We start from the raw sequence: 13,799 nt of genomic DNA, 5'->3' as shown, positions 1-13,799 counted from the left end.
GAGCCTGCTGCTCTCATCTGCCTGTATGAGCAGTACCCGCAGCGCGGCGGATTCACCTTCATTTATTGCCTTTGAGTCCGCGCCTGTCAGGCCGGTAGCCCGTTATCAGCAAAAACTGCTGGTGACTAACATTCCGGATAATGTACTCGAAATCTTCACTATAGATGGCAACGGCAGGCTCAAGCCCGATGCTTCTGTGTATGTTGGAATGGAGCCTGTAGCGGTAGCTGTTCGGGAGGGAAGCAATGGTCCCGAAGCCTGGGTGGTCAATCATCTTTCTGATTCGATCAGTATTGTTGAACTCTCCAGCAAACCTTACCGGGTCAAACGTACCTTGCTGGTGGGTGATGAGCCCAGGGATATCGTTTTTGCCCGCGACAGGGCATTTATAACCACGGCGCACCGAGGGCAACAGCGAACTGATCCTTCTATTGCTGATGTACCGGGAGCGGGAGATCCTCAACTTTATACCGCCAGTGTACCCCGGGCGGATATCTGGGTCTTTGATGGCAAGAATCAGGGCAAGGCTTTTGGTGGCAAACCGGAAAAGATTATCGAACTGTTTGGTGATACCCCGAGAGCGCTGTCTGTCAGCCCGGATGGTAATACTGTTTATGCGGCGATCTTTAACTCGGGTAACCAGACCACAGCCATTACCGAAAGCGCTTTATGTAATGGTTTCGATGATTACGGCTGGGATGAAGGCTATATAGGCACAGAACCCTGTCAGGTGATGGATAAGATCACCTCGCCTCATGGTTTGCCTGATGGCATGTTGCCCGGTGGTCGGGCAGGTCCGGGTAAAAACAAACAGGGTGAGTATCAGCCATGGACCGGCATTATTGTAAAGTACGACCGCAAAAGTGGTGAGTGGCGTGATGTGAAGGGAAGAAACTTCTCCAATGCTGTACGTTTCACATTGCCTGATCTCGATGTATTTGCCATTGATGCCAACAGCCTGAAACAGGTGAACAGTTTTGCCCATGCCGGTACAACGCTGTTCAACATGGCGGTCAATCCGGTCAATGGCAATATCTATGTTTCCAATACCGATGCCCAGAACCACATCCGATTTGAGGGCTCCGGTGAGTTTGGTGGCTCCACGGTACAGGGAAATCTTGCTCGGGCCCGGATTACGGTCATCAATCCGAAGACAGGGGAAGTAAAGCCACGTCATCTGAACCGGCATATTGATTATAAGGTTCTGAAGGCGCCTGCTTCCGTCAAACAACATACGGTTGCCCAGCCGACGGAAATGCGTGTCAGTGCTGATGGCAAAACACTTTATGTGACTGCCATTGGCTCCGGCAAAATCGCCGTCTATAACACTGCTGACCTGGAAAATGACCGACTCTGGGCAGAGCTTGGCAAAGGCTTTGACCCAGCCAAAGCCAGTGCCCGCCATATCAAGGTTCCCAATGGTCCGATGGGACTGCTGCTGGATGAGAAGAAAAAGCAGCTGTATGTTTTCAGCCGCTACAACAATGCAGTCAATGTGGTTGGTCTGGAAGATGGGCAAGTTCACCAGACGGTTGCCATGTATAACCCGGAGCCTGAAAAAGTCGTAGCGGGTCGCTCCATGTTATACGACGCTGACTATGGCTCTTCCAATGGTGAGGCATCCTGTGCCAGCTGTCATATATTCGGTGATATGGACCAGCTGGCATGGAACCTCGGCAACCCGGACGCACCCAATACCCGCAACCCCCAGCCATTCCCAAAGATACGCTTCAGCCAGATTGATTGTGAACTGGGCATGTTTAACAGTGATAACTGTGACCTGACCAAGATCATCAACGGTAATGGTGACTTGCAGACATTTGCTTCAATGAAGGGGCCGATGACTACCCAGACCATGCGGGGCATGACGCATCAGGGGCATATGCACTGGCGTGGTGACCGTTCCAATGGTTACTTCGGGATTGATGACAAGCAAACCCTTGATGAAAAAATGTCCTTCAAAAACTTCATTGTGGCTTTTGAAGGACTGCAGGGGATGGATATTGACTTGCCGGAAAGTGTTGACAGCAAGAATAAGTCAGCAAAGGTCGAGCAGTTGGAAAAGGATATGGACCGGTTTGCAGACTTTATGTTGTCGGTACAGTTGCCACCGAATCCGATCCGTGGGTTGGACAACAGTCTGAACCCGAAGGCTCGGGCAGGGCAGGCCTTTTTCCACGGTCGACGCTTTGCGGCAGGGCTTCCGCTAAAGAAAGATCGTCCTTACTGGTTTCCTGAGCTGAAACCTGATGTTGTCGGCGTGAACTGCAATGGCTGCCATGAATTTAACCCGGCGAAAGGTTTCTATGGCGGTAATGGCGAGGTAACACATGGTGGTGAGCTGCAGATTCTGAAAACACCTCACTTCCGTAACCTGTACCAGAAAGTAGGCATGTTTGGCATGCCGGATCATTACGGCTACCGCCCGACCCAGACCAGTCAGCACCAAGGCAATCAGGTGCGGGGATTTGGTTTCCTGCATGATGGTGCGACTGACCTGCTGTTTAACTTCCTCGGTGGCCGGGTATTTGATAACGGTGATGTCAGCTGTGATGATGAAGGGCTGCCGGAAGATCATGGCTGTGACTTTAATTTACCGGGGGTCGGTATTCCCAATGACGGCGTACGTCAGGGGCTGGTGGAATACCTGCTGGCATTTGATTCCGATCTGGCACCGGTTGTCGGGCAACAGATTACTCTGAATCGCCAGCAACATAATCCGGGTACTTTGTCTCGTCTGAAACTGCTGGAAAGCCGGGCAGCAGCGCCGTTCATCTCGAAACTTCTGGGAGGTAATGTCAAAGAGTGTGAGCTGGTAGCGCGTGGTGTCATTAATGGGCAGAGCGTGGGTTATCTCTATGATGCTAACCGGAAAACCTATCAGACCGACCGCGAAAATGAGAGAGTTGTTTCATCAGAAGCTCTGCAAAATCTCGCAACTTCGGGAGCCAACACGCTGACATTTACCTGTGTGCCGCCGGGCTCAGGTATTCGGATCGCCCTTGATCGCGATCTGAATGGTATTTTGAACCGGAGTCAGGACGGTTAAACCCTCTTGGGCAGAAATACGATATTGACTGCAGCGGCGGTCTGTTGAAAATCCACAGTGTGGATAACAACCGGACAGCACGCTGTGAATACAACCCAAAAGGATGCTGAAATCTTTAGCCTTGTTCCTGAAGACTATCTAACAGCATCCCTTTCCCCTGTCTGGCAACAGCGTTTTAATAAAGCTCTGACGTATATCGTCGAGCACCTCTCCGAAGCTATCGACTGGGATCAGTTGGCGCTGCACTGCGCGGTTTCTCCCAGTCACTTCCAGCATATGTTCAGGGTTATCTTCAATGAGCCGCCGGGTCGGTATCTGCGAAGAATGCGACTGAAAAAAGCCTGTTACCTTTTAGCTATCTATCCGGAAAAGCCTGTGCTGGATATTGCCTGTGATGTTGGCTTCTCTTCCTCTCAGGCGCTTGCCAAGGTTTTAAGGCGTGATCTGGGCATGACAGCTTCAGATATTCGCAGTCAGGGTATCGATCCTTTTGATCCGAACTGGCCGGTTATTTTCAGCAAACTGGGTACGCCTGGTAACAGTGTGAAGATGCCTATGGAAGAAAGGCTGGCCAGTGATTTGAATATTTCGGTTATCAAACATCCGGAGCAGTATTTTAAAACCCGGCGCCACTCGGGTCTGGGGCTTGCGGACATCGATAAGCTCTGGAAAAAAATAGCGCCCAAAGATATCAATGAGCAGGTCATGCTCACATTTTCCAGTGAGGTCGATATCGACTATGGCAAAACATCCTTTCTTCTGGGTTACAGAGAGAGTGGTGCATCAGCCAATCAGGTTATTCCTGCAGGCTGGTTTTTGAGCTGTAAGGTCAGGATTGCCAGCGAGTCAGGCTATTTCGCGGCCTGGCATGCCATGTATCAGTTTATGCTTGAACACAATCTGACCTGGTTGGATGACGCTGTAGTTGTCGAAACCAATCATAATTCGCGCGCGATGCTGGCTCGCACCATGGAGATGACGTTGAGCTTGTCGTTGGATGAAAATAATGTGCTGGCAAGTGGGCTGGCTGATACGAAGAACGACTAGGCAGAGAAACCAGACTTTCAGGTTGTGCTGAACGGAGAATATAGAAGGGAGTATCTTCGGCAGAAAAAATAAAAGCCCAAAGAAAAAATCTTTGGGCTTTTAGAAAATGGTGCCTAGGGGCGGAATCGAACCACCGACACGCGGATTTTCAATCCGCTGCTCTACCAACTGAGCTACCCAGGCAAACCGAATTTTGGTTTCGTCCAAGACGAAAAAACCCTGAAATGTTCAGGGCTTTAAAAGATGGTGCCTAGGGGCGGAATCGAACCACCGACACGCGGATTTTCAATCCGCTGCTCTACCAACTGAGCTACCCAGGCAAACCGAATTTTGGTTTCGTCCAAGACGAAAAAACCCTGAAATGTTCAGGGCTTTAAAAGATGGTGCCTAGGGGCGGAATCGAACCACCGACACGCGGATTTTCAATCCGCTGCTCTACCAACTGAGCTACCCAGGCAAACCGAATTTTGGTTTCGTCCAAGACGAAAAAACCCTGAAATGTTCAGGGCTTTAAAAAATGGTGCCTAGGGGCGGAATCGAACCACCGACACGCGGATTTTCAATCCGCTGCTCTACCAACTGAGCTACCCAGGCAAACCGAATTTTGGTTTCGTCCAAGACGAAAAAACCCTGAAATGTTCAGGGCTTTAAAAGATGGTGCCTAGGGGCGGAATCGAACCACCGACACGCGGATTTTCAATCCGCTGCTCTACCAACTGAGCTACCCAGGCATCACTACAGCAAGCTGCTGCGTTGCGGAACGTATTAAACGGATTTCCCCTGATAGAGTCAAGGGAGTTTTTCAGGAATTTTCAGGTGCCATCATGTTCAGCAGCGGAAGTTGCAGATTGGGGATGGCGAATGCCTTTAATAAAGCAGCTCTCAAATGTCTCCTTGTCCAGATCGGATGCAAACCTGACATGCAGTCCCGTCTCACTATCAGCACGTTGAGTCTGCCCTGCTGAGTCTGAGTCAGGATCGGTATCTATCTCCACATGGATAGTCTCAAAGGTAGCAACTTCCGGATGTATCAGCGCTACAGCAGCGGCCGGATCCCACATGTAACGCCCTTCCCAGGAACTGGAACCATCCTGCAATATTTGGCGCTTCCTAAGGATAATCTCTGCGGCTATTTCACTGGCGCGGAAATGACTCTGACGCTTTGTCTGAAGGTGCAACTGTTCATTGATAGGAGCTTTGTTGGTTGCATCCAGAGGGAACAGCGTTACCTGCACGCCTCTTTCACAGGCAATACGAACGACCTCTCCCAGTGCCTTGGGGTCGGTATAGCAATTCCATTCGGCGACTTTGTTTTTCAGTTTTCTGGTTTCAAAACAGTCGGTGACATTTCCGGGAACATTAATGGCTCCAGCCATGCAGAAAACTTCCTCGAGCTTTGCTGAAAGCTCGGGATGCTGGTGGAGCAGCAATGCAATATTGGTCAGTGGCCCAATAGTAAACAGGGTGATCTTTTCTTCGCTGGCTTCGAGGGTGTCTCTGAGCAAGGTGACTGCGCCACGCTGGTCCCATCCACGGTCTGGATCTTCCAGTTTCATGCCCAGCATATCGTCAATGCTATCCCGAATACGCTTGGGGAACGTATTCGTGCCTTCCAGTGGCTGTTCCTGCCCGGTGCTGACAGGGATATCGGTTCTTCCGACAGCGTGTGACAGCTTTAACAGGTTTTTCACACCAGGTTCTGGCCGGGCTTCGCCTGAGCCGCAGACGGTAATGGCAACAACATCTACATCTTCACACCCCAGCAGATAGAGAATGGCCAGCCAGTCGTCATAGGCCATATCGGTATCAATAATTATCTTTTTGCCAGCCATTACAGAGCCCGTCATCATGTTGAATAAAACAAGAGTGAGGAAAATCTGCCAGATAGTTCTTGTTAGAGTAATTAACATCTTAGTGCCAGCTTGGCGTCAGTTCCCCCCTTCGACAGCTTTAATGTCAGCCGGTTCTGGTATTAAATAATTTTCTGGTTAAAGCTATTTAGCGCAGATTTCAGGAGATCTTGTCTTGAAATGGTCTTGGGTATAATCCTTGCTTCTGCAAACAGCCATGAGTGAAGTCATGCCGTTCTCATCATCTTTCGAGGGTGACAGGGGTGTGTCATGGTCAATAAAACTGAACAGAGTGAAATGATAATGGAGACTATCTTTCAGCGTATTGCCGATGAGCTGGGCGTTGCCCTGCGTCAGGTAAACGCCGCGGTCAACCTGCTGGATGAAGGATCGACCGTGCCTTTTATCGCCCGTTACCGGAAAGAAGTCACCGGAGCTCTGGACGATACCCAGTTACGTACACTGGAAGAGCGACTGCGCTACCTGCGCGAGCTGGAAGAACGTAGGGAAACCGTGCTGAACAGTATCCGCGAACAGGAAAAACTGACGCCGGAGCTGGAAAAAGATATCAAAGATGCGGACACCAAAACCCGCCTCGAAGATTTATACCTGCCTTACAAGCCCAAGCGTCGTACCAAAGGCCAGATTGCTCGTGAAGCGGGCCTGGAGCCGCTGGCTGATGCGCTGTATGACAATCCGGAGCTGAATCCGGAGCATGAAGCTGAAACCTACGTCAGCGAAGACAAGGGTGTTGCCGATATCAAAGCAGCGCTGGATGGTGCCAAGTACATCCTGATGGAACGCTTCAGCGAAAGCGCCGAGCTGCTGGGCAAGCTGCGTGACTTCCTGTGGGAAGAAGGCCAGCTGAGCAGCCGTATGGTCGTTGGCAAGGAGCAGGAAGGTGCCAAGTTCCGTGATTACTTTGAACATGATGAGCCGTTGAAGGGCGTACCGTCTCACCGTGCGCTGGCTATTTTCCGTGGCCGCAATGAAGGCGTGCTGCAGATGAGCATCCGCGTCGGTGAAGACGATGATGATCGCAGCAAGCTGCATCCGTGTGAACTGACCATTGGCCAGTTCTGGAATATCAGCAATGAAGGTCGTGGCGCTGATAAATGGCTGTCAGATGTCGTGCGCTGGACCTGGCGGGTGAAATTGGGAAGCCATCTGGAATCTGATCTGCTGGGCCGTATTCGCGAATCTGCAGAAGAAGAGGCCATCAAGGTCTTTGCAGATAACCTGAAAGACCTGCTGCTGGCCGCCCCGGCGGGTCCGCGCACGACTATCGGTCTGGACCCCGGCCTGCGTACCGGTGTGAAAGTGGCCGTTGTTGATGCCACTGGCAAGCTGGTTGATCACACCACTATCTTCCCGCATGCGCCGCAGAAAGAGTGGAACCCGTCTCTGGGCGTACTGGCAAAACTGTGTCTGAAGCACAAGGTTGAGCTGGTGAGTATCGGTAACGGTACCGCATCCCGTGAAACCGATCGTCTGGTTGCTGAACTGATGCGCCTGTACCCGAAACTGGGTATTACTCGTGTGGTTGTCAGCGAAGCCGGTGCGTCGGTTTATTCTGCATCTGAGCTGGCCGCCAAGGAATTCCCTGAACTGGATGTTTCCTTCCGTGGCGCTGTATCCATCGCTCGCCGTCTGCAGGATCCGCTGGCAGAACTGGTGAAGATTGAACCGAAAGCCATTGGTGTTGGCCAGTATCAGCACGATGTCAGTCAGACCCAGATGGCCCGTTCGCTGGAAGCTGTTGTCGAAGACTGTGTAAACGCCGTCGGTGTGGATGTGAACATGGCGTCTGCTCCGCTGCTGGCCCGTATTTCCGGTCTGAACCAGAGCATTGCTGAAAACATTGTCCGCTATCGTGATGAAAACGGTGCCTTCAATAGCCGTGACAGCCTGCAGAACGTAACCCGTTTCGGTGCCAAGACCTTTGAGCAAGCCGCAGGCTTCCTGCGCATTAACAGCGGTGACAACCCGTTGGATGGCTCTTCCGTTCACCCGGAAGCCTACCCTCTGGTCGAGCGTATTGCAGCTCGTTTTGAAAAAGATGTCCGTGCCCTGATCGGCGACAGCCTGTTCCTGAAAGGACTGAATGCAGCTGACTACACCGACGACAAGTTTGGTGTACCGACTGTTACCGACATCATCAGTGAACTGGACAAGCCGGGCCGTGACCCGCGTCCGGAATTCAAGACCGCTGCATTCCAGGATGATGTCCTGACTATGCAGGATCTGAAGCTGGATATGGTGCTGGAAGGTGTTGTGACCAACGTTACCAACTTTGGTGCGTTTGTTGATGTGGGTGTACACCAGGATGGTCTGGTACACATTTCTGTCCTGTCAGAGAAATTTGTTAAGGACCCGCGTGAAGTCGTGAAGGCCGGCGATATCGTCAAGGTCAAAGTGATGGAAGTGGACATTCCGCGCAAACGGATTGGTCTGTCGATGCGAATGAGTGACTCTGCTGAAAAGCGTCAGGAGCAGTCTGCCCAGCCGCAGGAAAGAAGGCAGTCTCAGCGTGGTGCTAATAATGGTGCCCGTAACAATACCCGCAACAATGGCCGTAATGAACGCCCTGCAGGTAAACCGCAGCGCCAGCGCGCACAGCAGCAGGAAGGCGGAACCTTCGCTGACCTGTTTGCTTCTGCCAAAAAACTGCGTCGCTGATCTTGTAAAGGCGGCACTCTGACACAATTGTCTGTTAGCGTGATACGGTTTCCTGCGGTGCTGCTGCAGGAAACTGTATTTATTCGTTAATGGCAGTTTGATAGTCTGCCGCTACTTTTCATCACGGAAAGACTGCGTCGACCGGATACTTACCCGGTGGAAGATAAATGGTGTTTCCGGCTTGTAGAGTCCATCTGAAAGGTCTGAGCCGAAACCGCAATCGTGCATGACTTTTCAGATGTCCTCTTGGCTGCTTAAACAGGTAATTCTGTTTTGACTGAACTACTAAAGGCTCGGCTGGCGCATTTATCGCGTCCGGAACAACTGGGGGAGCTGCGTCGTCTGCGACGGGGTGTTGAGAAAGAAAGTCTCAGAGTCTCTAACGATGGTCGTCTGGCTCAGACTCCTCATGCCGAGTCACTGGGTTCAGCGCTGACGCACCCTTATCTGACGACAGACTATTCTGAAGCGCTGCTGGAGTTTATTTCTCCGGTTCATGCCGGTATTGATGAAACTATGTCGTTCCTGCAGCAGCTGCATCGTTACACGCTGGAGAATATCGGCGAAGAACAGCTGTGGGCCAGCAGCATGCCCTGCCAGCTGCAGGGTGATGCCAGCATTCCGATTGCCCGTTACGGTGATTCCAATCCCGGGCGGATGAAATATATCTATCGTATGGGGCTGGCGCATCGCTACGGCCGCACCATGCAGGCGATTGCCGGTATTCATTACAACTTCTCGCTGCCGGGTTCGGTCTGGCAAGCGGTGCAGCAGTTGTCCGGCAATAACGATGACAAGAAGAGTTTTGAATCAGCCAGCTATATGGGGCTGGTGCGCAACTTCCGTCGTCATGCCTGGCTGCTGATGTATGGCTTTGGCGCTTCTCCGGCGCTGGATGCCAGCTTTGTTGAGGGTATGGATCATAATCTGGACCAGCTCAGCCCGGATACTTTTTACCTGCCGTATGCCACATCCCTGCGGATGGGTGATCTGGGTTATACCGATAACAAGGCGCAGGCGAGCTTGAATATCTGTTACAACACGCTGGATGAGTATGTTGGCAGTCTGAAGCAGGCGATGAAAACGCCTTGGCCGGAATATGAGGCTATTGGTGTGAAAGAGGGTGATGAATATCGCCAGCTGAATGCCAATATTCTGCAGATCGAAAATGAATACTACAGCACCATTCGTCCCAAGCGGGTTGTGGCTTCCGGTGAGAAGCCGGTCGATGCCCTTAGCAGCCGCGGTGTAGAGTATATTGAAGTACGCTGTCTGGATATCAATCCATTTATGCCGCTGGGACTGGATGAGCAGCAGGTCGCCTTTATGGACACCTTCCTGTTGTACTGCGCGCTGTCTGACAGCCCGGCGATAGAATCTGATGAATGTGGTCGCATCAGCTGTAACTTTAACCGGGTAGTGACCGAAGGTCGTCGTCCCGGGCTGCAGCTGCAAGGTCATAACGGGCTTGTTTCTCTGCAACAGCTCGGATCAGAGTTGCTGGAGCAGATGCAGCCGGTAGCGCGACTGTTGGACGAAGCCTGGGAATCCAGTGTCTACACTCAGGCTCTGGGTATGATGCAGGAACGTCTGCTTGATCCGCAAAAGACACCGTCAGCGCAAGTAATGGAAGGGATCCACAAGGCCGGTGACAGCTTTGTTCGCTTTAACCTTGAACTGTCAGCTCGTCATGCTGATACCTTGCAGACAGTTGAGCTGGACGATGCTCGTCGTGACTATTTCCGTGAGCTGGTAGTTCAGTCATGGAAAGATCAGCTCGGTATTGAAGCGGATTCAGATTGCAGTTTTGAGGAGTACCTGGAGCGCTATTTCACTGATGTCTCCTGAGAGGCATCGAAAAACAAAAAGGCTTTAACGGCTAAAGGTGCCTGAATAATGCAGATACCTGGTTCCCGCCCGTTGTTCATGTTGTCCTTTCTGGGCTGTGCCTTCCTTACCGGAATGGCACTCTACTTCGAGCATGGCATGGGGCTGGAGCCCTGCCCGTTGTGCATTTCACAACGGCTGGTGGTGATCGTCATTGCATTATTCAGTCTCTCAGTCGTACTGCATAATCCTGGCCCCAAAGGCCTTCGAATTTATGGTTTGCTCACCGCACTGGGTGGCATCGGCGGGGCTGTACTGGCTTCTCGCCAGTTGTGGCTTCAGAGCTTGCCGTCTGATCAGGTTCCGGCTTGCCTTCCCAGTGTTGAATATTTAATCGAAGTTCTGCCATTTACTGAACTGCTGACGATCATGTTCAGCGGTACCGGGGACTGTGCCAAAGTGAAATGGGAAATGTTGGGTATATCCATGCCCGGCTGGACGCTGGTGGCTTTTATTATATATGCGTTATTTGGCTGCTTTGAGTTGCTGCGAAAGCGTGAAAAGAATGTATAGAAATAACCACTGGGATAACTGAATTTTCCAGAATTCATAGTGCATGATTTTTTTATTTTATATTTCTTGTTCCTTGATAGATTGCTATGTCAGGCGTAAACAAAGAAAACAAAAACAATTGAATCTGAAGTTTTTTGATTCGGATGAAATTTATTTATTAAACGAGCTGAAAAACAAACAGCAGCATCAAACGTAAAGATTTAATTATAATATTAAACTGTTTTTTTATTATAAAATCTGATTAAAAATAGGTTGTAATAACCGTTAATTAAGCTTGTTCAACTCCTTAAAAACAATTTTCACAAGCCATACTTTTTGACCTGAATCAACCCCCTTGCTGTTGAAAACCGGCTGTCATACCCTAGCGATTATTGCTCCGGAGCGGAGTGATAATGATGTGCTGAAGCTGTGTGATTTTTTCGGTGAAAGCCGATGGGTAATTGACTGCTTTGTGTCATCAAAATGATACAGGGCAGAAGAGTATGTTTGGGATCAAGTTTTCTGTGGAGCCCGAACATATGCAAAGGGTGCGTTTTGGGTCAGCCAGGAAAACTTGTGAGGGGATGAGCATGCTGGAGGGTTGTAAAACAGCCAGGGAACGTTGGGGCGGTGTGTCTGACATTGTCGACCGCTGGCTAAATGAGCGTCAGGATCTGATAGTGCTGTATTGCTCCATCAATGGTGTGACACCCGAGGAAGATCAGCGTCCGGTTCAGGACAAGCTTGAAGAGTTCTGCCAGTTGCTTGTTGATTATGTCTCTGCCGGTCACTTTGAGGTCTATGAACAGCTGGTAAGAGAAGGGCATGAATTTGATGATGGTGGCATTGAAGAAACTCGCAATATCTTCCCCACTATTGAAGACAATACCCAGATCTGTCTCGACTTTAATGACAGCTGCGGTAATTTCTCCAGCCTGACTCATATGAAAGACGAGCTTTCAAAAATGGGAGAGCGTTTGGCAGACCGCTTTGAAATGGAAGACAAGTTGATAGAAGTGCTGCATAACCGACACCGTGAACTGGTTAACTAAGTCTTTCTGAAGTAATAAAAAAACCGCCGGTAAGCCGGCGGTTTTTTTATTCTCGAGCTTGTTTGATAACAAGCCTGGAGATTAGCCTTGAGGTGCTTCTGCTTCCGGAGCAGTTTCTTCAGGAACAACTTCCAGCAGTTGCACCTTGAACTTCAGCAGTTCGTTAGGTCCGATGGTGCCCGGTACGCCATTCATACCGTAAGCCAGGTCACCCGGAATCCACAGGGTGGCTTCACTACCGGCAGGCAGGTACTGCAGACCTTCAGTCCAGCCTGGAATTACGCGGTCCAGACGGAAGCGGGCCGGCTCGCCACGTTCAATTGAACTGTCGAATACACTGCCGTCGAGCAGGCTGCCTTCATAATGTACAACGACTTCGCTGGAAGCGGCCGGCTTGATGCCGTCACCTTTTTTGGTGATCTGGTATTGCAGGCCGGAGTCAGTAGTGATGACACCATCAGCTTTCTTGTTCTCTTCGAGGAACTTCTGACCTTTTTCCAGGTTTTCCTCAGCTTTGGCCAGTGCTTCCTGCTGTTGGGCTTCAATTTTGGCCTGACGGGCCTTGTTGATAGCTTCCTGGATGTCAGCCTGGCTCATGGCCAGCTCTTTACCCTGGACTGCATCACGGATGCCCATGGCCAGCATATCAATATCCAGCTCACCAAAGTCGGCCTGGATTCTTTCTCCCAGGACGGCTCCAATGCCATAGCTCAGCTTTTGCTGGTCGGTTTCAAGCTTGGCGCCTGTTGCTTCCGTACTGGCATCGGCCGCCATAAGATTGAAGCTGGAAGTAGCGATTAGCAGCCCTGCAGCAAGCGTTTTCAGTTTCATGAGTTGTCCTTTGTTAATCAAAGTTCAGTTTTTTAGTTATCTGAACTGCTTCATCTTTTAGTAATTTGTTCAGGATGGCAAGAGGATCCTTGTAACCTGCCTGTTGCTTTATTAATCATTTTTACCAGAAGCAGACTCAAATTAATGTAGGTTAAAGTTGTTATTAATGGCGCATTTATTTAACGATTTGATTCTCTTTTAAAAGAGATGTTTCGTTCGTAATATAAAAAAACGGCATAAAATTCTTAAAAAAACTTGCAGTAGTTTAAAAAAGTGGTCTATTTTCAGAGTTAATACGGATAAAGGAATATCCAATTTGAGTGTCATGCAGTTTTGGACTCAATAAACTCTAAATTGAGGGATCAACATGCCGGCAACAAGGAAGACCGCAGCTAAAAAAACAGTGGCTAAAAAGCCGGCTGTTAAAAAGACTGCAACTAAACGCACCCCAGCTAAAAAGGCCACTGCTACTCGCAAGAAGCCTGCCGTAAAGAAAGCTGCTACCAAGAAAACCACCACTCGCAAGACCGCAGCCAAAAAAACTGTAGCCAAGAAGAAGCCAGCTACTCGCAAGCCTGCAGCTAAAAAGACTGTGGCCAAGAAGAAGCCAGCTACTCGGAAGACTGCAGCTAAGAAGACTGTAGCCAAGAAGAAGCCAGCTACTCGGAAGACTGCAGCTAAGAAGACTGTAGCCAAGAAGAAGCCAGCTACTCGCAAGACTGCAGCTAATAAGACTGTAGCCAAGAAGAAGCCAGCTACTCGGAAGACTGCAGCTAAAAAGACTGTAGCCAAGAAGAAGCCAGCTACTCGCAAGCCTGCAGCCAAAAAGACTGTAGCCAAGAAGAAGCCAGCTACTCGGAAGACTGCAGCTAAGAAGACTGTAGCCAAGAAGAAGCCAGCTACTCGGAAGAC

The 13,799-nt window shown here is 50.3% G+C and carries 9 protein-coding genes and 5 tRNA genes; 7 read left to right on the top strand and 7 right to left on the bottom strand.

What is annotated here, in order from left to right; translation table 11 throughout:
* Positions 1-25: 25 nt before the first annotated feature.
* Together ACYZZ0_RS13520 and ACYZZ0_RS13515 are read left to right on the top strand one after the other, a co-directional pair.
* Entirely contained in the window at positions 26-3,049 is a 3,024-nt protein-coding gene (locus ACYZZ0_RS13520; RefSeq protein ID WP_461537166.1) for a YncE family protein, read from the top strand.
* 84 nt (positions 3,050-3,133) lie between these two features.
* Complete coding sequence (locus tag ACYZZ0_RS13515; protein ID WP_461537165.1) at positions 3,134-4,096, top strand: helix-turn-helix transcriptional regulator; 963 nt, start codon at positions 3,134-3,136, stop codon at positions 4,094-4,096.
* Positions 4,097-4,203: 107 nt separating this feature from the next.
* Here ACYZZ0_RS13515 and ACYZZ0_RS13510 read toward each other — a convergent pair.
* The 6 genes from ACYZZ0_RS13510 to ACYZZ0_RS13485 form a co-directional block, all read right to left on the bottom strand.
* Positions 4,204-4,279: transfer RNA gene (locus ACYZZ0_RS13510), tRNA-Phe, on the bottom strand.
* Between the two features lie 61 nt (positions 4,280-4,340).
* A tRNA-Phe gene (locus ACYZZ0_RS13505) sits at positions 4,341-4,416 on the bottom strand.
* A 61-nt stretch (positions 4,417-4,477) separates the two neighbouring features.
* Positions 4,478-4,553: transfer RNA gene (locus tag ACYZZ0_RS13500), tRNA-Phe, on the bottom strand.
* Between the two features lie 61 nt (positions 4,554-4,614).
* A tRNA-Phe gene (locus tag ACYZZ0_RS13495) sits at positions 4,615-4,690 on the bottom strand.
* A gap of 61 nt (positions 4,691-4,751) precedes the next feature.
* A tRNA-Phe gene (locus tag ACYZZ0_RS13490) sits at positions 4,752-4,827 on the bottom strand.
* A gap of 81 nt (positions 4,828-4,908) precedes the next feature.
* Positions 4,909-5,928, bottom strand: coding sequence for a nucleoside hydrolase (locus ACYZZ0_RS13485; protein WP_461537164.1), 1,020 nt, complete (start codon positions 5,926-5,928; stop codon positions 4,909-4,911).
* Positions 5,929-6,249: 321 nt separating this feature from the next.
* Here ACYZZ0_RS13485 and ACYZZ0_RS13480 point away from each other — a divergent pair, with 321 nt between their 5' ends.
* From ACYZZ0_RS13480 to rsd, 4 genes are all read left to right on the top strand, one after another.
* Entirely contained in the window at positions 6,250-8,625 is a 2,376-nt protein-coding gene (locus ACYZZ0_RS13480; protein ID WP_461537413.1) for a Tex family protein, read from the top strand.
* Between the two features lie 273 nt (positions 8,626-8,898).
* A complete protein-coding gene (gshA, locus tag ACYZZ0_RS13475) occupies positions 8,899-10,473 on the top strand; it encodes a glutamate--cysteine ligase (protein ID WP_461537163.1) in 1,575 nt (524 codons plus the stop codon).
* A gap of 48 nt (positions 10,474-10,521) precedes the next feature.
* The gene (locus tag ACYZZ0_RS13470) at positions 10,522-11,025 is read left to right on the top strand and encodes a disulfide bond formation protein B (protein WP_461537162.1); all 504 of its coding nucleotides are present in this window, start codon (positions 10,522-10,524) and stop codon (positions 11,023-11,025) included.
* Between the two features lie 563 nt (positions 11,026-11,588).
* A complete protein-coding gene (gene rsd, locus ACYZZ0_RS13465; RefSeq protein WP_461537161.1) occupies positions 11,589-12,056 on the top strand; it encodes a sigma D regulator in 468 nt (155 codons plus the stop codon).
* 81 nt (positions 12,057-12,137) lie between these two features.
* On the opposite strand, the gene ACYZZ0_RS13460 is transcribed toward rsd, so the two are convergent.
* Positions 12,138-12,887: an FKBP-type peptidyl-prolyl cis-trans isomerase N-terminal domain-containing protein gene (locus ACYZZ0_RS13460; RefSeq protein ID WP_461537160.1), complete on the bottom strand. Its 750-nt coding sequence runs from the start codon at positions 12,885-12,887 to the stop codon at positions 12,138-12,140.
* A gap of 367 nt (positions 12,888-13,254) precedes the next feature.
* Between ACYZZ0_RS13460 and ACYZZ0_RS13455 the strand changes: the two genes are divergently transcribed.
* Positions 13,255-13,799: histone H1-like repetitive region-containing protein (locus ACYZZ0_RS13455; RefSeq protein ID WP_461537159.1), on the top strand; the 545-nt coding region annotated here is incomplete at its 3' end.

Source organism: Spongorhabdus nitratireducens (assembly GCA_947387575.1).
Lineage (GTDB): Bacteria > Pseudomonadota > Gammaproteobacteria > Pseudomonadales > Endozoicomonadaceae > CANDOC01.
This window is presented reverse-complemented; position numbering and strand designations above follow the sequence as displayed.